The following is a 24,108-nucleotide window of genomic DNA, read 5'->3' as shown; positions in this document are numbered from 1 at the left end:
GGGAAAAATTATGTTGGCAGTAGAAAAGATTACGCTCAACTATGAAACCACGCTGACGGGCTGCGAAACGTTGCCGGTTTTCGGCTGGATAATCACCAGCACCTTGCGCGATGTACAGCAGCGTAGCTGGCGTTTGCAGCTGTCGGCGCAAGAAGATTTTGCCCAATGCCTGTTTGACAGCGGCGAAATGCACGATGACCGCTCCAGTAATATCGAATTGCCCGACGTCGCCTGCCAGCACTCGACGCGCTATTTTGTGCGGGTGCATATTACCGACAACCACGGTGAAGAGAGCGGCTGGAGCCCGGCGGCAACGTTTATTACCGGCCTGCCAGCGCAAGCGTGGCAAGGGGTGTTTATCTCGGCTGAAACGCCGCAGGATAAAGACAACTCAAAAGGCACGTTGTTGCGCCATGCGTTCAGTTTGCCCGACGGTGATGACATTGTTTCGGCGGTGGTACATGCCAGCGCGCTGGGGCTGTATCAACTGTGGATCAACGGCGAAAAAGTCGGGCGTGATGAGTTATCGCCCGGCTGGACGAGCTACCACCACCATCTGTTGTATCAAACCTGGGATGTGACCGAGCACCTGCGAGAAGGCGAAAACGTGATTGGCGCGATGGTGGGGGCGGGTTGGTATAAAGGGGATATGAGCTTCAACCGCTATCGCAACTATTACGGCCAGCAGACGGGGTTTATTTGCCATATGGTGGTGACGCTCCGCGATGGTAGCCAGCGGATAATCGCCACGGATGCACACTGGCAGGGCTGCGATGACGCGATTTTGTTTGCTGAAATTTATGATGGCGAAGTGTATGACGCACGTCGGGATCAGCGCGGCTGGAGCGAGCCTGCGTTTAGCGCCGGGCATTGGCGTGCGGTGACGACGCTTGCGGCAGAGACGTCGGTGCTGCAACCGCAAACGGCCTGCCCGGTACAAGAAATAGAACGGCTTGCGCCGTGCTCAATCATCACGACGCCAAAAGGCGAGACGGTGCTTGATTTTGGCCAGAACCTCAGCGGCTGGGTGGAGTTTCGGGTGCGCGGTGCGACAGGTGAGCGCGTGGTGCTGCGCCATTTTGAAGTGCTGGATGCCGAAGGCAATGTTTATCTGGCGAACCTGCGCACCGCCAAACAGTGCATTGATTACACCTTACGCGGCGAGGGTGAAGAATGTTATCACCCGCATTTTACCTTTCAGGGTTTCCGTTATGTGCTGATTGAACGTTGGCCTGGCACGCCGACGCGGGATGATTTTGTCGCGGTCGTGCTGCATTCCGCGATGACGCCGACGGGTCACATTGAAACCTCAAACGCGGATCTCAACCAACTGCATCACAACATCATGTGGGGGCTTAAGGGAAATTTCGTCGATATCCCAACCGACTGCCCGCAGCGCGATGAACGTCTGGGATGGACGGGCGATGCGCAAATTTTCTGCCGCACCGCCAGTTATCTGATGCAGACGCGCACTTTTTTTGCCAAATGGCTGACCGATCTTCAGCACGACCAAACGCCGGAGGGCGGTGTGCCGCACGTCATCCCCGATATCCTCACCGGCAAATGCGACAACGACCGCTTTTTATCCCACGGGCGCACCCATTCCGCCGCCGCCTGGGCCGATGCGGCGGTGATTAACCCATGGACGCTGTACCTGATGTACGGCGATAAACAGACGCTGGCCCGCCAGTACGACAGCATGAAAGCCTGGGTGGAGTTTATGCATGACAACGCTGTTGAGAACCAGTGGTCGTGGAAACTGCAGTTTGGCGATTGGGTTGCGCTGGATGCCAAAGAGGGCAGCTATTTTGGCGCAACGCCGAATGAACTGACCTGCATGGCCTACTATGCGTTGTCCACGCTGTTGCTGGCGAAATCAGCCAAAGCACTGGGAAATGACGTTGACCACACTCATTATCAGGCGCTGCATACCGCGATTGTCGAAAGCTTCCGCAATGAGTTTTTTACCGCCACCGGGCGGCTGGCGGCGCGCACGCAAACGGCGCATATTCTGGCGCTTTACTTCCAGTTAGTGCCGGACGCGCACCGCGAGCGCACCGTGCAAACGCTGCTGGAACTGCTGGCGGAAAATGACGGTCATCTGGTGACGGGGTTTGTCGGCACCCCCTATTTCTGTCACGCATTGAGCGAAAACGGGCAGGCCGACGCGGCGTGGCAATTACTGATGAAAGAGGACTTCCCAAGCTGGTTGTATCAGGTAAAGGCCGGGGCGACGACGATTTGGGAACACTGGGATGGCGTGAAACCGGATGGCACAATGTGGAGCCCGGACATGAACTCCTTCAACCATTATGCCTACGGGGCGATCGGTGAATGGCTGTATCGCGTGGCGGCGGGAATAAATACCGAAGAACACGCGCCGGGCTTTAAATCTTCGGTACTGCGGCCTATTCCGGGCGGTGGCCTGACATGGCTGAAAGCGCGATACGGCTCGGTATATGGTGATATTGCCGTCCACTGGACGCAGGAACCGGCGCGCGATGGCTTACAGTCCATCATCCTTGAGGTAGATATTCCGCCGAATACTCACTCAATGGTGATCCTTGATGGCGCACAAACGCTGCTCGATACCGATGGCCTCGACTTCGCGCCAGTAGACGGCGGCTATAGCGCGCAGGTGGGATCGGGCCATTATCGCGTTATCTGGCAGCGCTAACCGCGTGGTTGTCACGGCAGCGTTCGCGCTGTCGTGGCAAACGAACGCTCGAATTCCTCTGTTTTCGTTTCGCTATTCGACGCATTGGCAATGGTTGCGGTCGCGATAATACTCGTGACCGTGACGACGAGAGTAATGCCGTGGCAGAAGAAAGCGACGACGACAAAACAGAAGCCCCCACACCCCACCGACTTGAAAAAGCACGGGAAGAAGGGCAAGTCCCCCGATCCAAAGAGCTGACCTCACTGCTTATTTTGCTGGTGGGCGTGTGCATTATCTGGATTGGCGGGGAGTCGCTTGCCCGCAGACTGGCCGGTATGCTGTCGGCCGGATTACGTTTTGACCACAGTATGGTCAATGACCCTAACCTGATCCTCAGCCAAATCATCCTGCTGATTAAAGACGCGATGATTGCGCTGTTACCGTTGATTACCGGCGTCGTTCTGGTGGCATTAATCTCCCCGGTGATGCTTGGCGGCTTGATTTTCAGCGGTAAATCTCTGCAGCCCAAGTTTTCTAAGCTGAATCCGTTGCCGGGCATTAAACGCATGTTTTCAGCGCAAACCGGAGCGGAACTGCTCAAAGCGATACTGAAATCCACGCTGGTGGGGAGCGTGGCCGGATTTTATCTCTGGCATAACTGGCCGGCGATGATGCGTTTGATGGCGGAGTCGCCGATTACGGCGATGGGCAACGCCCTGGATTTAGTTGGTATGTGCGCGCTGTTGGTGGTGCTTGGCGTTATTCCAATGGTGGGGTTCGACGTTTTTTTCCAGATTTACAGCCATCTGAAAAAGCTGCGCATGTCGCGTCAGGATATTCGTGACGAATTTAAGCAAAGCGAAGGCGACCCGCACGTTAAGGGCAAAATACGCCAAATGCAGCGCGCGGCCGCGCAGCGTCGCATGATGGCGGATGTGCCGAAAGCAGACGTGATTGTTACCAACCCCACGCACTATTCGGTGGCGTTGAAGTATGACGAGAACAAAATGAGCGCGCCGAAAGTTGTTGCCAAAGGCGCGGGGCTGGTGGCGTTGCGCATTCGTGAGATTGGCGCTGAACATCGAGTCCCTACGTTAGAAGCGCCGCCGCTGGCGCGTGCGCTATACCGTCATGCTGATATTGGGCAACAAATACCGGGTCAATTATATGCCGCCGTTGCCGAAGTGCTGGCATGGGTATGGCAGCTAAAACGCTGGCGTCTCGCCGGCGGCAAGCGTCCACCACAACCTGAAAACCTTCCGGTGCCTGAAGCACTGGATTTCATGAACGAGAAGAATACTGATGGCTAATCTGGTCGCGATGTTGCGTTTGCCCAGCAACCTGAAATCCACGCAACTGCAAATCCTTGCCGGACCGATCCTTATCCTGCTGATCCTGTCGATGATGGTGTTGCCGTTGCCGGCTTTCGTCCTCGATTTGCTGTTCACGTTTAACATTGCGCTGTCGATCATGGTGCTGCTGGTGGCGATGTTCACCCAGCGTACGCTGGAGTTTGCCGCATTCCCGACGATTTTGCTGTTTACCACATTATTACGCCTCGCCCTGAACGTTGCGTCGACGCGTATCATTTTAATGGAAGGGCATACCGGCGCGGCGGCGGCGGGAAAGGTGGTTGAAGCTTTTGGTCACTTCCTGGTGGGCGGTAACTTTGCGATCGGTATCGTGGTCTTCGTTATTCTCGTCATTATCAACTTTATGGTTATCACCAAAGGTGCCGGGCGTATCGCCGAGGTTGGCGCGCGCTTCGTGCTGGATGGTATGCCCGGCAAGCAGATGGCGATTGATGCGGATTTGAATGCGGGTCTGATTGGCGAAGATGAAGCCAAAAAACGACGCTCGGAGGTGACGCAGGAAGCGGATTTCTACGGCTCTATGGACGGTGCGAGTAAATTCGTACGTGGAGATGCCATCGCCGGTATTTTGATCATGGTGATCAACGTGGTCGGCGGTCTGTTAGTCGGGGTGTTGCAGCATGGTATGAGCATGGGTAGCGCAGCGGAAAGTTATACCCTGCTGACCATCGGTGACGGGCTGGTGGCGCAAATTCCTGCGCTGGTAATCTCCACCGCGGCGGGGGTTATCGTGACCCGCGTGAGTACCGACCAGGATGTAGGCGAACAGATGGTGACCCAACTGTTCAGTAATCCTAGTGTCATGCTGCTTAGTGCGGCGGTGCTTGGTCTTTTGGGTCTGGTTCCGGGGATGCCGAACCTGGTGTTTTTGATGTTTACCGCCGCGTTACTGGGTCTGGCCTGGTGGATGCGTGGTCGTGAGCAAAAAGCCCCGGATGAGCCGCAGCCGGTGAAAATGCCGGAAAACAACTCCGTGGTGGAAGCAACATGGAATGACGTACAGCTGGAGGATTCCCTGGGTATGGAGGTAGGCTACCGCCTGATCCCAATGGTGGACTTTCAGCAAGATGGAGAGTTGCTGGGGCGAATTCGCAGTATTCGTAAGAAATTTGCCCAGGATATGGGCTTTCTGCCGCCGGTGGTACATATCCGCGACAATATGGATCTGCAGCCGGCCCGCTATCGTATTTTGATGAAAGGGGTGGAAATTGGCAGCGGTGACGCCTATCCGGGACGCTGGCTGGCCATTAACCCTGGTACTGCCGCCGGGTCACTGCCGGGCGAGAAAACGGTCGATCCGGCTTTCGGTCTGGACGCTATCTGGATTGAAAGCGCATTGAAGGAACAGGCGCAGATTCAGGGCTTTACGGTTGTTGAAGCCAGTACCGTTGTCGCCACGCACCTTAATCACCTGATTGGGCAGTTCGCTGCTGAGCTGTTTGGCCGTCAGGAGGCGCAACAGCTACTGGATCGCGTCTCGCAGGAGATGCCAAAACTGACGGAAGACCTGGTCCCGGGCGTCGTGACGCTCACTACGCTGCATAAAGTGCTGCAGAACTTACTGGATGAGAAAGTACCGATTCGCGATATGCGCACCATTCTCGAAACGCTGGCTGAACATGCACCGCTGCAAAACGATCCGCATGAGCTTACCGCGGTGGTACGTGTTGCGTTGGGACGCGCCATCACTCAGCAGTGGTTCCCGGGTAATGAAGAGGTTCAGGTTATCGGCCTTGATACTCCGCTCGAACGTTTGCTTCTGCAGGCGCTGCAGGGCGGCGGCGGTCTGGAGCCGGGTCTTGCAGACCGACTGCTGGCCCAGACTCAGGAAGCGCTGTCTCGTCAGGAAATGTTGGGTGCGCCGCCGGTCTTGCTGGTCAACCACGCGTTGCGTCCGTTACTGGCACGCTTTTTACGTCGCAGCATTCCGCAACTGGTGGTGTTATCGAACATGGAGCTGTCTGACAACCGCCATATCCGTATGACGGCGACTATTGGAGGTAAGTAATGCGTAAATTACTGTGGTTGTTGTTTTTCCCTCTGGTAGCGCAGGCTGCCGGAGAAGGCGCCTGGCAGGCCAGCGGCATGGGGATTACTTTAAATCACCGCGGCCAGTCAGCCTCGTCTTCACCTCTGACGCCCAGCCAGCCGGTCTCGGGGTTGATGACGCTGGTGGCCTGGCGCTATGAGCTCAATGGCCCAACGCCTGCGGGTTTACGGGTACGTTTATGTTCCCAGTCCCGCTGTGTTGAGCTGGACGGGCAAAGCGGGACCACCAACGGATTCAATAATGTTCCCGCCATCGAACCGATGCATTTTGTCTGGGAAGTACCCGGTGGCGGTCGCCTGATCCCCGCCTTGCAAGTTCAGAGCAATCAGGTGATTGTGAACTATCGTTAACGCCTCCCTTCATTCCGGCCAGCAGCAGAAACTGCTGGCTGCTTCGCAATTCTAGTCCGCCTCTTTGATTAAATAGAAACACTGTTTTATAAAATAGGTGACATACGTTGCCGGACTCTTTGTGCTGTTGCCATTTCACGAATACCCCTGGCAAAAATAGAAAGGTTTCACTTGCTGTTAGCTTTTACTGTGGCCCTGTAAGGAGGCCCAATGTCAAAGCGAGGATTGCGGGGCCTCCCAATAATGTGCAGGGGTAACGGCAATGAATACACGTAAAATTGGGTTGGTTAACTATTTTGCCTACGGTTCGGGGGATTTTTTAGGCGCAGGCACCACGGCGTTAACCGCGGCCTGGCTACTCTATTTTTACACGACGTTCTGTGGCCTGACGCCAATCGAAGCAACCTTTATCTTCGCTACCGCCAGGGTGTTGGATGCTGTTGTTAGCCCATTAATGGGTTTTTTAACCGATAACTTTGGCTCCACCTGGCTCGGCAAACGCTTTGGGCGACGCAAGTTTTTTATTCTGTTGGGGATACCCTGTGTCTTTAGCTACTCACTAATGTGGGTGGGTGATATGGGGTTCTGGTACTACCTGCTCACCTATCTGATTTTTGACGTGGTCTACACCATGATTCTGGTGCCATACGAAACGCTGGTACCCGAAATGACCGATGACTTTAAACAGAAAACTAAATTCTCCGGCGCGCGCATTTCGATGGCGCAAATGTCTGCCATTCTGGCCTCATTCTTACCTGGCGTTCTGCTGACGCTGTTTGGCAAGGACAACCCCGTCTCTTTTTTCTACGCCAGCCTGGTGTTTTCCGTGCTGTGTGCACTGATGCTGACCTTCGTCTGGTTCTTTACCTGGGAACGCCCACGGGAAGAGTGGACTGAGGCGGCGCTGCGAGCCGAAGAAGAGAAGAAAAGCCTGACCTTGAGTCAGAGTATGAACCGTTTATTTGTGGAACTGAGTTCAACACTGCGCATCCGTATCTTTCGCCAGCATTTAGGAATGTATCTTGGCGGCTATATTGCCCAGGACGTCTTTAACGCCGTCTTTACTTACTATGTGGTGTTTGTGCTGATGCAGGAAGCATCGATGGCGTCAAACCTGCTGGGTACGATGGCTATCTTCCAGTTTATTGCCGTTATCGCCATGATCCCATTGTGCATCCGTTTCGGACCTGCGCCGTCTTATCGCATGGTGGTCGTCCTGTTTGGCCTCAGTTCACTCTCCTATGCGGGGCTGTATTACGCCGGATTAAGCGATGTTTATTCTCTGTTGCTATTGGTTTCCGCCGTTGCGGGTTTGGGACGCGGTGGTATCAACTACGTTCCCTGGAATATCTACACCTATATTGCCGACGTTGACGAAGTGATCACCGGTCAGCGTCGGGAAGGGATCTTCGCCGGCATTATGACGTTAACGCGTAAAGCGTCGCAGGCGGGAGCGGTGATGCTGGTGGGGATTGTGATGCAGTTGTCTGGTTTTGTCTCCGGTCAGAGCGCACAGCCCGTGGCGGTCAGCCATACCATCCTGTTAATTCTGAGCTGCGGAACGCTGATTGTTCTGGCGCTGGGTTTCTTGGTTTCCTTGCGCTTCAAACTGAACCTGCAAACGCACAGCACCCTGCGTGAAGAGACAGCAAAAATGCGTGAGTCCGGGCAACCCGTGTTGGAAGGACTATCCGCTAAAGGACGCGCGACCGTAGAGATGCTATCGGGCATGCCTTATGAATCACTTTGGGGTAACAACAATATTGGTTACCTGAATCGTAATAAACCAGCGGCACCGAAACTGGAAAAGGGTGCTGTATTGAATTCGACATTGACAGAGGTTAAGTAAATGATTGTTTATCAGGTTAAACACAGTCCATTGTTGCGCCAGCCAGAACATTTTATTGCCAGGGATGAATTAAAAGCGTTGATCAAAAAGGTGACGTATAACCTGGTCAATATTCATGATGAGACCGGCGAGTTCTTGCTACGTCTGGATGACGGACGCGTTATTGATACCAAAGGCTGGGCGGGATGGGAGTGGACGCACGGCATCGGCTTGTACGGGATGTATCAGTATTATCAGCAAACCGGCGATGCCACGATGCGCGATATTATCGACAACTGGTTTGCCGATCGCTTTACGGAAGGTGCAACGACCAAAAACGTCAACACCATGGCGCCGTTTTTAACGCTGGCATATCGCTATGAAGAGACGCGTAATCCCGCGTATCTGCCGTGGCTCGACAGCTGGGCTGAGTGGGCAATGCATGATATGCCGCGTACCCAATTCGGCGGTATGCAGCACATTACGCTGGCGGAAGAAAATCACCAGCAGATGTGGGATGACACGTTGATGATGACGGTCTTACCGCTGGCGAAGATTGGCAAGTTGCTCAACCGCCCCGAGTATATTGAAGAGGCAACCTATCAGTTCCTGCTGCACGTGCAAAACCTGATGGATAAAGAAACGGGGCTGTGGTTCCACGGCTGGAGCTATGAAGGACAGCATAACTTCGCCAACGCTCGCTGGGCGCGTGGCAACAGCTGGTTAACTATAGTCATCCCGGATTTCCTCGAATTACTTGATTTGCCGGAAAACAATGCAGTGCACCGCTATCTGGTGCAGGTTTTGAACGCGCAAATCGCGGCGCTGGCGAAGTGCCAGGATGAAAGCGGACTGTGGCACACCTTGCTGGACGACCCGCAGTCGTATCTGGAAGCCTCGGCAACCGCCGGATTTGCCTATGGGATCCTCAAAGCGGTACGTAAACGCTATGTCGGACAAGACTATGCGGCTGTAGCCGAAAAAGCCATCAGAGGCATTGTGCAACATATATCGCCGGAAGGTGAATTGCTGCATACCTCGTTTGGTACCGGGATGGGCCACAATCTCGATTTCTACCGCAACATCCCCCGGACCTCCATGCCTTACGGTCAGGCGATGGCGATGCTGTGCCTTACCGAATACTTGCGTAAGTATTTTTGATATCGGTGTCCGATGGCGTTGCGGCTATCGGACCCGCTTGTGCGTCGTCGTCCTGCGCAGCAAACAGATGATCCATGATTTGACGCATGACTGGTGCGGCGGTGACGCCATCGCTGCCGCCGTTTTCCAGAATTAACGCTATGGCGACTTTCGGGTTCTTATATGGCGCAAATGCGGTATAGAACACGTGGTCGCGAAGACGTACGGGGATCATTTTCGCATCGTAGGTCTGATTTTCTTTCAGGCTAAAGACCTGTGATGTGCCACTTTTCGCTGCAATGCCGTAAGGCGCGGTGTGAAAGAACTTATAACCGGTACCGTTTGGCTCATTCGCCATGCCGAACATCGCTTGACGCACCAGCCCCCAGTAGGGGGACGAAGCAGAGGCAATTTGTGACGGTGCTTCGGGAGCCTGGTACGGCGTGATGACTTTTCCGCTCTCTTCATCACGTAGCAGGTGAGGGGCGATAACCTTGCCGTTGTTAATCAGCGCGACCATGGCTTTAACCATCTGGATCGGCGTGGCAATCCAGTATCCCTGACCGATGCCAACCGAAATGGTATCTCCCTGATACCAGGCTTTTTTATGCACTTTCTGCTTCCATTCGCGGCTCGGGAGCAGGCCGTTATACTCCTCACCAAGATCGATGCCGGTCGGCTTGCCATAGCCAAACTGGCTGAGCATGCTGTTAATACGGTCAATCCCCATCATATATGCCACCTGATAAAAGAATGTGTCGGCAGATTCTTCAATTGCTTTGGTGACATCCAGCATACCGTGGCCCGTTTTTTTCCAGTCACGGTAATGTCGCTCCGTGCCGGGGAGCGTCCAGGTGGGGGCGCCGAAGAAACGGGTCTGCGGCGTGATCACGCCGTCCAGTAACGCTGACATCGCCATATACGGTTTGACCGTGGAGGCGGGAGGATATAACCCCTGCGTGACGCGGTTGATTAACGGCAGGTCCTTATCCTGAAGCAGCTTGTTATAGTCCTGATAGCTGATACCTTTAACAAATGGATTGGGGTCATAGCTGGGGTTCGAAACCATTGCCAGCACGGAACCGTCATGCGGATCCTCAACCAAAACGGCGGCCCGCTGGCCCACCAACAGACTCTCAATATATTGCTGTAAATGGAGGTCCAGCGTCAGGTGGATATCTTTTCCGGCAACGGGCGGCACATCTTTGATCAGGCGTACGATGCGTCCGTGGTTATCAACTTCGACCTCCTGATAACCGGTTTTCCCATGCAGTTCATTTTCATAGTAGTGCTCAATACCCTGCTTACCGATGTTGTGATCGGCGGCGTAGTTCTCTGTCAGGCCTTTTTGATCCAGCGCTTTCAGGTCGTTGTCATTGATTTTTGACACATAGCCAAGGACATGCGCCAGCGCTGCGCCATAAGGGTACTGGCGGTCTTCATAGCTATTGATATTGACGCCGCTGAAATGAAACTGGTTAACCGAGAAGCGGGCGATTTCCACATCGGTCAGCGCATTTTTTAGCACGACCGGGCGATAGCGGCTGCTGGCTTTCAGCGCATGGCGAAACTGGTCAATGTCATCAGGAGTGAGGTCAATGATAGGCGTGAGCTGCCTGATCAGGGCATTCATATCACTGATTTTATAAGGCGTAACGGAAATGTCGTACCAGGTTACGTTGCGCACCAGCGGGATGCCGTTGCGATCGTAAATCATGCCACGCGTCGGGGCCACGGGCAGCATTTTGATGTCGTTTGCATTCGAGCGGGTGGTGTAATACTGGTGCTGACAGATTTGTAAGTTGTAGAGATTGTAAATCAGGATGCCAAAGCAGATGACCACCAGGCCAAAGGCCACCAATACACGCCGCTGGAAGAGTTTTTCCTCCGCCTCAAAATCTCTGAATGTCATTGACCCGTACCCGATTAATTCGCCGCCTCATGATACGGAGGCTTAAACGGGATGACAGGCAAAAAATGTTCCATATCTCTACGGAAATGTGTCATTCCTTGTGAGTTGTTACAGATGGCCTGTTACAGAAATAAAAAAGGCCTGAGTCCGAATTTCGGAGTCAGGCCTGATAGGTGAGCTGATTTACATACGTTCTACGGTTTCGATACCCAGCGTATCCAGACCCAGCTTCAGGGTTTTCGCCGTCAACTGTGCCAGTTTCAGGCGGCTGTTACGAATCTCTTCGTTTTCAGCGCTAAGGATTGGGCAGTGCTCGTAGAAGCCGGAGAACAGACCGGCAACGTCGTACAGGTAAGCACACATCACGTGCGGCGTACCTTCACGTGCAACAACGGTCAGCGTTTCTTCAAACTGCAGCAGACGCGCAGCCAGCTGAGCCTCGCGATCTTCACTGATAATCACCTGCGCATTTGCCAGCGCGCTTTCGTCGATATCGGCTTTACGGAACACGGACAGTACGCGGGTGTAGGCGTACTGCATATACGGCGCAGTGTTCCCTTCGAACGCCAGCATATTGTCCCAGTCGAAGATGTAGTCGGTGGTACGGTTTTTGGACAGATCGGCATATTTCACCGCGCCGATACCGACCGCATTCGCCAGTTTTTCCAGCTCGTCGGCAGGCATGTCCGGGTTCTTCTCCGCTACCAGACGGCGTGCGCGTTCCAGCGCTTCATCCAGCAGATCGGCCAGTTTAACCGTGCCACCCGCACGGGTTTTGAACGGCTTGCCGTCTTTACCCAGCATCATACCGAACATGTGGTGTTCCAGCGGCACAGAATCCGGCACATAACCGGCTTTACGCACGATGGTCCAGGCTTGCATTAAGTGCTGATGCTGACGGGAGTCGATGTAATAAAGTACGCGGTCGGCATGCAGCGTTTCATAACGGTACTTGGCGCAGGCGATATCGGTCGTGGTGTAGAGATAGCCGCCATCTTTCTTCTGAATGATTACGCCCATCGGTTCACCTTCCTTGTTCTTATACTCATCAAGGAATACGACGGTAGCGCCTTCGCTTTCAACAGCCAGGCCTTTAGCTTTGAGATCGGCCACGATGCCAGGCAGCATCGGGTTGTACAGGCTTTCACCCATGACGTCGTCACGGGTCAGGGTGACGTTCAGGCGATCGTAGGTTAACTGGTTTTGCGACATGGTGATGTCGACCAGTTTGCGCCACATCTCACGGAAGTACTCGTCGCCGCCTTGCAGCTTCACGACATAACTCCGGGCACGTTCCGCGAAGGCTTCATCTTCGTCGTAATGTTTTTTCGCATCACGGTAGAAACCTTCAAGGTCAGCCAGCGCCATCTCGCCAGCATTTTCCTGCTGCTGTTTTTCCAGCCATGCGATGAGCATACCGAACTGAGTACCCCAGTCGCCGACGTGGTTGGCGCGGATAACATTGTGACCGAGGAACTCCAGCGTACGCACCGCAGCGTCACCGATGATGGTGGAACGCAGGTGACCAACGTGCATCTCTTTCGCTACGTTAGGTGCGGAGTAATCAACCACAACGGTTTGTTTAGCCGGTTGGGTGACGCCCAGACGATCGGAAGCCAGCGCCTGCTGAACGTGCTGCGCCAGAAATGCCGGATCGAGAAAAATATTGATAAAGCCCGGGCCTGCAATTTCAACTTTGCTGGCGATCCCGTTGAGATCCAAATGAGTCAGCACCTGCTCAGCCAGTTGTCGCGGCGCCATACCCAGTTTTTTAGCGACAGCCATCATACCGTTAGCCTGATAGTCGCCGAACTGTACTTTTGCTGACTGACGAACCTGCGGTTCGCAATCTGCAGGCGCGCCTGCAGCAATCATGGCCTGACTGACTTTTTCTGAGAGAAGAGCCTGAATATTCACCGGAATACCTTACATTTATGAAGCGGCTTAAAATGCACCGCACCAGTTTAAGAATTAAGGGCGGGAGTATACTGCAAATGCCCGTTGCCGTCAGCATTGCGAGTATCGCCAGCAGCCTGAAATATAAACATTGTCATTACGTATAATTATTCATATTGCGCTTAAGAAAATCAGCAGTTGGTTGGGGCTGCGCAACAGGGTAAATTAGCGGCTTTGAATATGGATATGAGCTTTCATTATGGCGAACTGGCAAACAGTTGCAGAACTGCATGATATTTCCGTAGATTTACCGCATTTCATTCAGGCGTTAACGGATCTTTCCACTCGCCTTGGGCTGGATATCTCATCGCTTGAAGCCGATCACATTTCTCTGCGTTGTCATCAAAATACCACCGCAGAGCGCTGGCGTCGTGGGTTTGAACAGTGCGGCGAATTGATGTCAGAAAATATCATCAATGGCCGACCGATTTGCTTGTTCAAACTCGATGAGCCAGTTTGTGTGCAACACTGGCAATTTACTATCGTAGAACTGCCGTGGCCGGGCGAAAAGCGTTATCCGCATGAAGGTTGGGAGCATGTTGAAATTGTTCTGCCGGGTGAGGTGGAGACGCTGAATGCACGAGCGCTGGCGCTGCTTTCAGATCACGGGCTGAGCCAGCCGGGCATATTTGTAAAAACCAGTTCGCCAAAAGGCGAGCGCGAACGTTTACCGAATCCAACGCTGGCGGTCAGCGATGGCAGTGTGACGATAAAATTCCATCCGTGGTCGATTGAAGCCATTGTGGCAAGCGAACGTCAGGAGTGAGTATGGCATTACTGGAAATCTGCTGTTACAGCATGGAGTGCGCGCGCACGGCGCAGCAAAACGGCGCGGATCGCATTGAGCTTTGCTCGGCGCCCAAAGAGGGGGGCTTAACGCCGTCCCTGGGCGTCTTGCGTTCGGTTCGCCAGCATATCTCGATTCCGGTCAATCCCATTATTCGCCCACGCGGGGGCGACTTTTGTTACACCGACGGTGAATTCGCTGCAATGCTGGATGATATTGCGATGGTAAGAGATCTGGGGTTCTCAGGGTTGGTAACCGGCATTTTAGATGCAGAGGGTGATGTCGATATGCCGCGCATGGAGAAAATAATGATTGCGGCGGGAACGCTGCACGTCACTTTTCATCGGGCCTTTGACATGTGCGCTAACCCACTCAATGCGCTAAAAAAATTAGCTGATTTGGGCGTCGCCAGAGTGCTGACTTCCGGGCAAAAATCAGATGCGGTGCAAGGTTTAACAAAAATTATGGAACTTATTGCGCAGGGGGATGCTCCAATCATTATGGCCGGAGCGGGGGTTCGCGCCTCGAATTTGTCCCTGTTCCTTGATGCTGGAGTGCAGGAAGTCCACAGTTCTGCCGGAGTATGGCTGGCTTCCCCCATGCGTTATCGCAATTCGGGGTTGTCGATGTCTTCGGATGCACAGGCGGATGAGTATTCACGCTATGCAGTAGACGGGGCGGCGGTTGCGGAAATGAAAGCAATCATTGCACACCACCAGGCCAGCTGATTTTTACCGTTGCATCATGTCGCCCAATATGATGCTTGCTCGTACCAGGCCCCTGCAATTTCAACAGGGGCCTTTTTTTATCCTGCATATTTCAAGCCGCAACGGAGCTGTCTGCCTTGCTGCAAGTTGAACTATTTTGCAGAAAGAGTGCTATCAGGCAAAAATGATTACGGCTTACGTGCAATCAATACCGCGCGTAATGGGGCCGGGTAGCCTTCCACCGTTTTGCTGTGATCGTTCGGGTCGAGGAAGTCGGCCAGTGATTCGGTTATCATCCACTCGGTGCGGCGCTGCTCTTCGGTGGTGGTGACGCAGACATCAGCAATGCGCACATCAACAAACCCACATTTTTCCAGCCAGTTTTTTAACGCCAGCGCAGAAGGAATAAAGTAAACGTTACGCATCTGCGCGTAGCGATCGCCCGGCACCAGTACGGTATTTTCATCACCTTCGACGACCAGCGTTTCCAGTACCAGTTCGCCATCTTTCACCAACTGATCCTTCAACTGCCACAGGTGTTCCAGCGGTGAACGGCGGTGATAAAGCACTCCCATGGAGAATACGGTATCAAAGGCGTTGAGCGCCGGAAGCTGCTCAATACCCAGCGGCAGCAGGTGAGCGCGTTGGTCATTGCCCAGCAGTTTACGCACTGCCTCGAACTGGCACAGAAACAGCTGGGTAGGATCGATGCCAACCGCCAGATGCGCCCCCGCGCCAATCATGCGCCACATGTGATATCCACTCCCGCAGCCGACATCAAGAATGGTGCGCCCGGTGAGGTCAGACAAGTGCGGCAGAACGCGATCCCATTTCCAGTCCGAGCGCCACTCGGTATCTATATTGACGCCGTACAACGAGTACGGCCCTTTACGCCATGGCATCAGGTTACGCATCAGGGTGTCGATACGTTTGAGCTGACCGTCGCTGAGCGGCTCATCGCTTTCGGCGGTAACGCTATGCAGTAAGTCCAGGCGATGCGGCGTCAGCTCGGGCAGAAACTCGACCGCATTTGACCACTGCTTAAACAAGCCGTGCTGATCGCGCTGCCAGGTCGCGATTTGCGCCGGGAGCGTTTCCAGCCAATGGGAAAGGTGATTTTTGGCAATCAGTTGATAAAAGTTACCAAAGTCGATCATGCGCTAACCTCAGCTTTCAGTGCCACCAGAGAACCAAAGTTAAAGCACTGGAACCACAATTCGCTGTGTTCAAAGCCCGCCTGATGCAGTCTCGCTTTGTGCGTTTCGACCGAGTCGGTCAGCATCACGTTCTCCAGCATGCTGCGCTTTTGACTGATTTCCAGCTCGCTATAGCCATTTGCCCGTTTGAAATCGTGGTGCATGTTGAACAGCAGTTCGCCAACGTTAGCGTCTTCGAAACTGAATTTTTCAGACAGTACCAGCGCGCCGCCGGGGTTCAGCCCCTGATAAATCTTATCCAACAATGCCTGGCGCTCAGGTGGCTCAAGGAATTGCAGGGTAAAATTCAGCACCACCATCGAGGCGTTTTCGATAGTAATGTTGCGAATATCGCCTTCGACAACGTCAACCGGTGTCGGCGCTTTATAGGCGTCAATATGACGGCGGCAGCGCTCAACCATGGCCGGGGAGTTATCAACGGCAATAATTTTGCAATTCTCGTGATGAATATTGCGACGCACCGAGAGCGTCGCCGCGCCCAGAGAACAGCCCAGATCGTAGACCTGTGTGTTGGGCTGTACGAAACGTTCGGCCAACATCCCAATCATAGAAATGATATTGGAATAGCCAGGAACGGATCGTTGGATCATATCCGGGAAGACTTCAGCTACCCGTTCATCAAAGGTCCAGTCACCCAGACTGGCGATAGGCGCAGAAAAAAGCGTGTCGCGGTGAGACATAACGTAAAAATCCGGGAAAAATAAAGTGGCGTATTGTGCGCTAATGCAGGGAGAAAACCAACTCCCAGGGCATATACCAAAGATTCGCCAGCACCATTAGCAACAGCGAACACCAGGTCGCGCTCATGCCTGAACGGCGCCAGCGGAAAAGCCGGTGATGGAATCCGTAATAATGCATCAATCGTCCGGCAATCAAAATCAGCCCGCAAATATGCACCATCCACGTTTCTGCGCCGTTCATTTCCATAAATAACAGCAGCACCAATGCGACGGGAATATATTCCACCGCATTACCGTGAATGCGGATAGCGCTTTGTAGTTCGCTAAAACCTCCGTCACCATATGCAACGCGGTATTGCATGCGCAGGCGAACGACGTCAAAGGAGAACTTAATTAACAATAACGCACCCAATACGGCATAAAGCGCGCTTACCATACAAACTCCCTTTTAAAATGGCTGATGGCATTGACTATGATAGGTGGCATTTTCAGAAAAGAGAAGATTGCTGTGGAATAGACGGAGCTGATCCGATCTCTGGCAGGGCGCTGCGTAAATTTGCCCATAGCGTATCGACAAGCTCCGGGGCCTGCGCGATATCCGGGGTATGTAAAAACAGATACGGCGTTGTGGTTTGTTGCCATTGCGACAGCTTGGTCAGCCAGACGGCAAAAAGCGCGCTGTTTTGTGCCATATTATCGCTGCCGATAAAGCGTACCATCGGATGGTTTGCCGTCACCACTGCATGCACCGGAACCTTTGGCTTCTTGCGCTGGGCGTCACGTATCGCTTCAGTATGTGGTATTGCGGCATGTACCGGTCGACTGTCCAGAATCACCCGATTTACCCCGCGCTCATGTAGGCCTCGATTGAATCGTTGCTCTGTTTCGCCTTTGGCAAAGAAGTCCGGATGGCGAACTTCCACACCGTAGGTAAAGGATTTGGGGAGCGCATCGAGAAACTGCCACAAGGCTGGCAGGTCGTGCGGGCCAAAAGTTGCGGGTAATTGCAGCCAGTATTGCCCAATGCGTGATTCAAGTGGCGACATGCGCGTGAAAAACTCTTGTACCTGGCCATCGCAATTACGCAGCGCGGCCTGATGCGAAATGGTGGCCGGAAACTTAAAACAAAATCGAAACACATCGGTAGTCTGCGCATGCCAGCGGGCCACAATGTCGGCTTTTGGCAGCGCGTACAGCGTGGTATTGCCCTCCACACAGTTAAAGTGGCGGGCATACTCTTCAAGGCTGGTGATCCCCAGACGCACCCATTTGGGATGCGCCCACTGGGGTAAACCGATATAAATCATAGCGCTTGCAGGATCTCATCCACGCTGCGTACGCGTGCGATACGCGGGAAAATATGCGTCATGCTGCCCTGATGTTGCTCAGCGCTGGCGGCACTACAGGCGTTTTCTGCAACGATCAGATTAAAACCCAGCTCCCACGCATTTCGCGCCGTTGACTCCACGCCAATATTTGTGGAGATGCCGCACAGGACGATGGTCTCGATGCCCCGACGACGCAGTTGTAATTCCAGATCGGTGCCGTAGAAAGCTCCCCACTGGCGTTTGGTCACTTCGAGGTCGCTGGCGCATTTACCCAGAGCGCTCGGGTAATTCCACCAGTTTTCGGGTAACGCTTTGGCCGGAGCGTGAGCATCAACTGGCTGTTTCAGCGCTTCGGCATAATCGTCAGACCAGCCGACGCGCACCATTACCACCGGGGAACCGTGGGCACGGAATTTTTCCGCCAACTGCGCGGCGCGGGCAACCACGTCGTTTGCCGAGTATGGGCCGCCAGCGAAAGGCAGGATACCTTCCTGTAGATCAATAACAACAAGAGCGGTTGTTTTTGCGTTCAGTTCCAGCATGATCACTCCAGTAAAAAAAGAATTCCGTTACACCTTAATCGCGAATCAGTGTGAAAGGGACGACAATTTTTGTTATTTTTTGTGAGATTACGCAATGCCCGTCCAGGAAACAGGCGTACAGTCAGTACCGGACTTATCGTGCGGCAGAATTTCCAGTATAATAGCCGCCTTTTTTCATTCAGTTGTGACATTCAGCTAAAGCTGCGACTTCGTCACCTGCGAGACAGGTGACAATCCGCCTGCGGCAAAGTTAAGGGATATCTCATGCGTACAGAATATTGCGGACAGCTACGTCTGTCCCACGAGGGGCAGCAGGTGACTCTGTGTGGTTGGGTCAACCGTCGTCGTGATCTTGGTAGCCTGATCTTTATCGATATGCGCGACCGCGAAGGTATCGTGCAGGTATTTTTCGATCCGGACCGTGCGGATGCGTTAAAGCTGGCCTCCGAACTGCGTAATGAGTTCTGTATCCAGGTTACGGGCACCGTGCGTGCGCGTGACGCGAAAAACGTCAACGCCGATATGGCGACTGGCGAAATTGAAGTGCTGGCCTCCGATCTGACCATCATCAACCGTTCAGACTCGCTGCCGCTGGACTCTAACCATGTAAACACCGAAGAAGCGCGACTGAAGTATCGCTACCTGGATCTGCGTCGCCCTGAAATGGCGCAGCGCCTGAAAACGCGTGCCAAAATTACCAGCCTGGTGCGTCGTTTTATGGACGATCACGGCTTCCTTGACATCGAAACTCCGATGCTGACCAAAGCTACGCCGGAAGGCGCGCGCGATTACCTGGTTCCTTCTCGTGTTCATAAAGGTAAGTTCTACGCGCTGCCGCAGTCTCCTCAGCTGTTTAAACAGCTGCTGATGATGTCCGGTTTTGACCGCTACTATCAGATCGTAAAATGCTTCCGTGATGAAGACTTACGTGCTGACCGTCAGCCTGAATTTACTCAGATCGACGTTGAGACTTCCTTCATGACCGCGCCGCAGGTGCGTGAAGTGATGGAAGCGCTGGTGCGTAACCTGTGGCTGGAAGTTAAAGGTGTGGATCTGGGCGATTTCCCGAACATGACCTTTGCCGAAGCCGAGCGTCGTTACGGTTCTGATAAACCAGACCTGCGTAACCCGATGGAACTGGTTGACGTTGCCGATCTGGTGAAAGGCGTTGAGTTCGCCGTGTTCTCTGGTCCGGCGAACGATGCGAAAGGCCGCGTGGCTGCCCTGCGTGTACCGGGCGGTGCGAGCTTAAGCCGTAAGCAGATCGACGATTACGGTAACTTTATTAAGATTTACGGCGCGAAAGGTCTGGCTTACATCAAAGTCACCGAGCGTGCGAAAGGCCTGGAAGGCATCACCAGCCCGGTTGCTAAGTTCCTGAACGCAGAAATCGTAGATGCGATTCTGGAGCGTACTGGTGCGCAAGACGGCGACATGATTTTCTTCGGTGCCGACAACAAGAAAGTGGTTGCCGACGCGATGGGCGCGCTGCGTCTGAAACTGGGCAAAGACCTGAACATTACCGACGAAGCCAAATGGGCGCCGCTGTGGGTTATCGACTTCCCGATGTTTGAAGACGATGGTGAAGGCGGTCTGACCGCGATGCACCACCCGTTCACCGCGCCAAAAGACATGACTGCCGCTGAGCTGAAAGCTGCGCCGGAAGACGCGGTTGCCAACGCTTACGATATGGTCATCAACGGCTATGAAGTGGGCGGTGGTTCCGTGCGTATTCACAACGGTGATATGCAGCAGACGGTATTCGGCATTCTGGGCATTAACGAGCAAGAACAGCGCGAGAAGTTCGGCTTCCTGCTGGATGCGCTAAAATACGGTACACCGCCGCATGCGGGCCTGGCGTTTGGTCTGGATCGTCTGACGATGCTGCTGACCGGTACTGACAACATTCGTGACGTTATTGCCTTCCCGAAAACCACGGCTGCAGCATGTCTGATGACTGAAGCACCAAGCTTTGCCAATGAAGCCGCGCTGGCGGAACTGAGCATTCAGGTTGTTAAGAAGGCCGAGAATAACTGATATGAGATACAAACAGCCTGTCTCGGTGTTAGTCGTGATTTATGCAAAGGACACCGGGAGAGTGCTGATGTTACAGCGACGCGACGATCCTGATTTCTGGCAGTCGGTCACCGGGAGCCTTGAAGAGGGTGAAACCGCGTCGCAAGCCGCGATGCGCGAAGTAAAGGAAGAGGTCGCCATTGATGTTGCGACTGAGCAACTGACCTTAATTGACTGTCAGCGCACGGTGGAATTTGAGATTTTTAGCCATTTACGTCATCGCTATGCGCCGGGAATTGAGCGTAATACTGAATCCTGGTTTTGCCTGGCACTTCCCTCTGAACGAGAGATCGTGTTCACCGAACATCTGACCTACCGTTGGGTTAATGCGCACGAAGCCGCGCAGTTAACCAAGTCGTGGAGTAACCGGCAGGCGATTGAAGAGTTTGTAATTAACGTCGCCTGAAAAGGCGCGCTTTTTGGAGAGATTATTTATGGCAGGTCATAGTAAATGGGCCAACACCAGACATCGTAAAGCAGCGCAGGATGCTAAACGCGGTAAAATTTTCACCAAAATCATTCGTGAGCTGGTGACGGCAGCCAAACTGGGCGGCGGCGATCCGGATGCTAACCCACGTCTGCGCGCCGCGGTTGATAAAGCGCTGGCAAATAACATGACCCGTGACACCCTGAACCGTGCAATCGCGCGTGGTGTTGGTGGCGACGATGATGCGAACATGGAAACCATCATCTATGAAGGTTACGGTCCTGGCGGAACAGCCGTTATGATTGAGTGTCTGTCTGACAACCGTAACCGTACCGTTGCGGAAGTGCGTCACGCATTCACTAAAACGGGCGGCAACCTCGGTACCGACGGTTCCGTAGCTTACCTGTTCAGCAAAAAAGGCGTGATCTCTTTTGAACAAGGCGACGAAGACGCCATTATGGAAGCGGCACTGGAAGCGGGCGCTGAAGACGTTGTGACCTTCGACGACGGCGCGATTGACGTTTACACCGCGTGGGAAGAGATGGGCAAAGTGCGTGATGCGCTGGAAGCGGCTGGTCTGAAAGCGGACGCGGCTGAAGTGTCTATGATCCCCTCCACCAAAGCGGATATGGATGCAGAAACGGCACCGAAGCTGATGCGTCTGATCGATATGCTGGAAGACTGCGACGACGTGCAGGAAGTTTACCACAACGGCGAAATCTCCGATGAGGTTGCTGCAACGCTCGAATGATGTGGTTAAGCCATAAACTAACAGGAGATGCGTGATGTCTATCATTCTCGGCATTGATCCGGGGTCGCGCATCACCGGTTATGGCGTAATTCGTCAGGTCGGCAGACAGCTGACCTACCTCGGTAGCGGCTGCATTCGCACCAAAGTCGACGATCTTCCATCACGTCTGAAGTTGATTTATGCAGGCGTGACGGAAATCATCACCCAGTTCCAGCCCGACTATTTTGCCATTGAGCAGGTCTTTATGGCGAAGAATGCCGACTCGGCGCTAAAGCTGGGGCAGGCGCGCGGCGTGGCGATCGTTGCGGCTACCAATCAGGATCTTCCGGTCTTTGAATACGCGGCCCGCCAGGTAAAACAGACCGTGGTGGGTATCGGCAGCGCGGAAAAAAGCCAGGTTCAGCATATGGTGCGCACGCTGCTAAAACTCCCGGCAAATCCGCAGGCGGATGCCGCGGATGCGCTGGCGATTGCTATTACCCATTGCCACGTCAGCCAGAACGCCATGCAAATGAGCGAGTCGCGACTGAATCTGGCGCGAGGTCGGTTACGTTAGTGACAAATGAGGCTGGATATCTATCCAGCCTTTTTTTATGATAGCGCATTACCTTTTAGCCCTTAACGCAGGAGCGTCACGTGATAGGCAGACTCAGAGGCATCATTCTTGAAAAACAACCCCCGCTGGTCCTTCTGGAAACCGGCGGAGTAGGCTATGAAGTCCATATGCCGATGACCTGTTTCTACGAGTTGCCGGAAGCCGGGCAGGAAGCGATTATCTTCACCCATTTTGTGGTGCGTGAAGACGCTCAACTGCTATATGGTTTTAACAACAAACAAGAACGCACGCTGTTTAAAGAGTTAATCAAAACCAATGGCGTGGGGCCGAAGCTGGCGCTGGCGATCCTCTCCGGTATGTCTGCACAGCAGTTCGTTAATGCCGTTGAGCGCGAAGAGCTTGGCGCGCTGGTGAAATTACCGGGCATAGGTAAGAAAACCGCAGAGCGTTTGATTGTGGAAATGAAAGACCGCTTTAAAGGCCTGCATGGCGATCTCTTCACGCCGGCGGCGGATCTGGTCCTGACCTCTCCGGCCAGTCCTGCAACGGATGACGCCGAGCAGGAAGCGGTTGCTGCGCTGGTGGCGTTAGGCTATAAACCACAGGAAGCCAGCCGCATGGTGAGCAAAATTGCTCGCCCTGATGCCAGCAGTGAAACCCTGATTCGTGAAGCGCTTCGCGCGGCATTGTGAGGTAAAGGATGATTGAAGCAGATCGCCTGATTTCGGCTGTCAGCACGACCCCTGAAGATCTGGTGGATCGCGCGATCCGCCCCAAATTGCTGGAAGAGTATATTGGCCAGCCTCAGGTGCGTTCGCAAATGGAGATTTTTATCCAGGCGGCGAAGCTGCGCGGTGAAGCCCTCGATCACCTGCTGATTTTCGGTCCTCCAGGTCTCGGTAAAACCACACTTGCCAATATTGTTGCCAATGAAATGGGCGTTAATCTGCGCACCACTTCCGGTCCGGTACTGGAAAAAGCGGGCGATCTGGCGGCAATGCTCACCAACCTTGAACCGCACGATGTGCTGTTTATCGATGAAATCCATCGCCTGTCACCGGTGGTGGAAGAGGTGCTGTATCCGGCGATGGAAGATTATCAGCTGGATATCATGATTGGCGAAGGACCAGCCGCACGTTCGATTAAGATCGATCTGCCGCCGTTTACCCTGATCGGGGCGACGACGCGCGCCGGTTCGTTAACGTCTCCGCTGCGTGACCGCTTCGGTATTGTACAGCGCCTGGAATTCTATCAGGTGGCAGACCTGCAGCACATTGTTGGACGCAGCGCCCGCTTTATGGGACTGGAAATGAGCGATGAAGGCGCATTGGAAGTGGCACGCCGCGCCCGTGGTACGCCGCGTATCGCCAACCGTTTATTACGCCGGGTACGTGACTTCTCCGAAGTGAAGCATGACGGCACAATTTCAGCAGATATTGCCGCTCAGGCACTGGATATGCTCAATGTGGATGCGGAAGGATTCGATTATATGGACCGTAAGCTGCTGCTGGCGGTTATCGATAAGTTCTTCGGTGGACCGGTAGGACTGGATAACCTGGCGGCGGCGATTGGGGAAGAGCGTGAAACCATTGAGGACGTGCTGGAGCCGTATCTGATTCAGCAAGGTTTTCTGCAGCGAACTCCGCGCGGACGTATGGCAACGGTGCGGGCGTGGAACCACTTTGGCATTACACCGCCGGAAATGCCATAAGACTCAATAATCCCTGATGGCGCTACGCCTGGCAGGCCTACGATATGATGCAGGCCTG

At 53.8% G+C, this 24,108-nt stretch carries 21 protein-coding genes; 14 read left to right on the top strand and 7 right to left on the bottom strand.

From position 1 onward, the window contains the following. The first annotated feature begins 10 nt into the window (after positions 1-10). The 6 genes from OGV75_RS18335 to bglB all read left to right on the top strand — a co-directional run bounded on the left by OGV75_RS18335 (position 11) and on the right by bglB (position 9,421). A complete protein-coding gene (locus OGV75_RS18335) occupies positions 11-2,677 on the top strand; it encodes a family 78 glycoside hydrolase catalytic domain (RefSeq protein WP_286480994.1) in 2,667 nt (888 codons plus the stop codon). A 140-nt stretch (positions 2,678-2,817) separates the two neighbouring features. Further along, the gene (flhB, locus tag OGV75_RS18330) at positions 2,818-3,969 is read left to right on the top strand and encodes a flagellar biosynthesis protein FlhB (RefSeq protein ID WP_075848742.1); all 1,152 of its coding nucleotides are present in this window, start codon (positions 2,818-2,820) and stop codon (positions 3,967-3,969) included. Continuing rightward, complete coding sequence (flhA, locus tag OGV75_RS18325; protein ID WP_016153428.1) at positions 3,962-6,040, top strand: flagellar biosynthesis protein FlhA; 2,079 nt, start codon at positions 3,962-3,964, stop codon at positions 6,038-6,040. Before flhB ends, flhA begins: the two co-directional genes overlap by 8 nt. Then, positions 6,040-6,432: a flagellar protein FlhE gene (gene flhE / locus OGV75_RS18320; protein ID WP_016153427.1), complete on the top strand. Its 393-nt coding sequence runs from the start codon at positions 6,040-6,042 to the stop codon at positions 6,430-6,432. Before flhA ends, flhE begins: the two co-directional genes overlap by 1 nt. 262 nt (positions 6,433-6,694) lie before the next feature. Then, on the top strand, positions 6,695-8,281 hold the full coding sequence (locus tag OGV75_RS18315) for an MFS transporter (protein WP_103283733.1): 1,587 nt from the start codon (positions 6,695-6,697) through the stop codon (positions 8,279-8,281). Next, entirely contained in the window at positions 8,282-9,421 is a 1,140-nt protein-coding gene (gene bglB, locus OGV75_RS18310; protein WP_286480993.1) for a beta-galactosidase BglB, read from the top strand. Here bglB and mrdA2 read toward each other — a convergent pair. Then, positions 9,393-11,312 (bottom strand): peptidoglycan DD-transpeptidase MrdA2, encoded by a 1,920-nt coding sequence (mrdA2, locus tag OGV75_RS18305; protein ID WP_016156805.1) that lies wholly within the window; start codon positions 11,310-11,312, stop codon positions 9,393-9,395. The two genes, bglB and mrdA2, sit on opposite strands and share 29 nt — an antisense overlap. A gap of 183 nt (positions 11,313-11,495) precedes the next feature. Then, entirely contained in the window at positions 11,496-13,229 is a 1,734-nt protein-coding gene (gene argS / locus OGV75_RS18300) for an arginine--tRNA ligase (protein WP_016153423.1), read from the bottom strand. A gap of 238 nt (positions 13,230-13,467) precedes the next feature. On the opposite strand from argS, the gene OGV75_RS18295 reads away from it, so the two are divergent. Then, on the top strand, positions 13,468-14,034 hold the full coding sequence (locus OGV75_RS18295) for a VOC family protein (protein ID WP_286480992.1): 567 nt from the start codon (positions 13,468-13,470) through the stop codon (positions 14,032-14,034). Positions 14,035-14,036: 2 nt separating this feature from the next. Next, positions 14,037-14,783 (top strand): copper homeostasis protein CutC, encoded by a 747-nt coding sequence (cutC, locus tag OGV75_RS18290; protein WP_286480991.1) that lies wholly within the window; start codon positions 14,037-14,039, stop codon positions 14,781-14,783. Between the two features lie 167 nt (positions 14,784-14,950). On the opposite strand, the gene cmoB is transcribed toward cutC, so the two are convergent. Genes cmoB through OGV75_RS18265 form a run of 5 tightly spaced genes read right to left on the bottom strand, consistent with a single transcriptional unit; the run spans position 14,951 to position 18,529 of the window. Further along, the gene (gene cmoB, locus OGV75_RS18285) at positions 14,951-15,919 is read right to left on the bottom strand and encodes a tRNA 5-methoxyuridine(34)/uridine 5-oxyacetic acid(34) synthase CmoB (protein ID WP_016153420.1); all 969 of its coding nucleotides are present in this window, start codon (positions 15,917-15,919) and stop codon (positions 14,951-14,953) included. Further along, positions 15,916-16,659: a carboxy-S-adenosyl-L-methionine synthase CmoA gene (gene cmoA, locus OGV75_RS18280; RefSeq protein ID WP_016153419.1), complete on the bottom strand. Its 744-nt coding sequence runs from the start codon at positions 16,657-16,659 to the stop codon at positions 15,916-15,918. The genes cmoB and cmoA overlap by 4 nt, the downstream gene beginning before the upstream one ends. A 40-nt stretch (positions 16,660-16,699) precedes the next feature. Next, entirely contained in the window at positions 16,700-17,095 is a 396-nt protein-coding gene (locus OGV75_RS18275) for an MAPEG family protein (protein WP_016153418.1), read from the bottom strand. Between the two features lie 52 nt (positions 17,096-17,147). After that, positions 17,148-17,966: a DUF72 domain-containing protein gene (locus OGV75_RS18270; RefSeq protein ID WP_094169286.1), complete on the bottom strand. Its 819-nt coding sequence runs from the start codon at positions 17,964-17,966 to the stop codon at positions 17,148-17,150. Beyond that, a complete protein-coding gene (locus tag OGV75_RS18265; RefSeq protein ID WP_016156803.1) occupies positions 17,963-18,529 on the bottom strand; it encodes a hydrolase in 567 nt (188 codons plus the stop codon). Before OGV75_RS18265 ends, OGV75_RS18270 begins: the two co-directional genes overlap by 4 nt. 264 nt (positions 18,530-18,793) lie before the next feature. On the opposite strand from OGV75_RS18265, the gene aspS reads away from it, so the two are divergent. The 6 genes from aspS to ruvB all read left to right on the top strand — a co-directional run bounded on the left by aspS (position 18,794) and on the right by ruvB (position 24,050). Beyond that, positions 18,794-20,566: an aspartate--tRNA ligase gene (gene aspS / locus OGV75_RS18260; RefSeq protein WP_286480990.1), complete on the top strand. Its 1,773-nt coding sequence runs from the start codon at positions 18,794-18,796 to the stop codon at positions 20,564-20,566. A 1-nt stretch (position 20,567) separates the two neighbouring features. Further along, positions 20,568-21,011, top strand: coding sequence for a dihydroneopterin triphosphate diphosphatase (nudB, locus tag OGV75_RS18255; protein ID WP_016153414.1), 444 nt, complete (start codon positions 20,568-20,570; stop codon positions 21,009-21,011). 28 nt (positions 21,012-21,039) lie between these two features. Continuing rightward, positions 21,040-21,783, top strand: a complete 744-nt coding sequence (locus OGV75_RS18250; RefSeq protein WP_016153413.1) for a YebC/PmpR family DNA-binding transcriptional regulator — start codon at positions 21,040-21,042, stop codon at positions 21,781-21,783. A gap of 34 nt (positions 21,784-21,817) precedes the next feature. Further along, positions 21,818-22,339: a crossover junction endodeoxyribonuclease RuvC gene (ruvC, locus tag OGV75_RS18245; protein WP_003034867.1), complete on the top strand. Its 522-nt coding sequence runs from the start codon at positions 21,818-21,820 to the stop codon at positions 22,337-22,339. Between the two features lie 80 nt (positions 22,340-22,419). Further along, positions 22,420-23,031, top strand: coding sequence for a Holliday junction branch migration protein RuvA (gene ruvA / locus OGV75_RS18240; protein ID WP_016153412.1), 612 nt, complete (start codon positions 22,420-22,422; stop codon positions 23,029-23,031). Between the two features lie 8 nt (positions 23,032-23,039). Next, positions 23,040-24,050, top strand: a complete 1,011-nt coding sequence (gene ruvB, locus OGV75_RS18235; protein ID WP_016153411.1) for a Holliday junction branch migration DNA helicase RuvB — start codon at positions 23,040-23,042, stop codon at positions 24,048-24,050. Positions 24,051-24,108: the final 58 nt, after the last annotated feature.

Origin of the sequence: Citrobacter sp. Cb028 (assembly GCF_030336705.1) — a bacterium.
Classification (GTDB): domain Bacteria; phylum Pseudomonadota; class Gammaproteobacteria; order Enterobacterales; family Enterobacteriaceae; genus Citrobacter; species Citrobacter braakii.
Note: the sequence above shows the minus strand (reverse complement) of the source record. Positions and strands in the feature narration are given on the sequence as shown.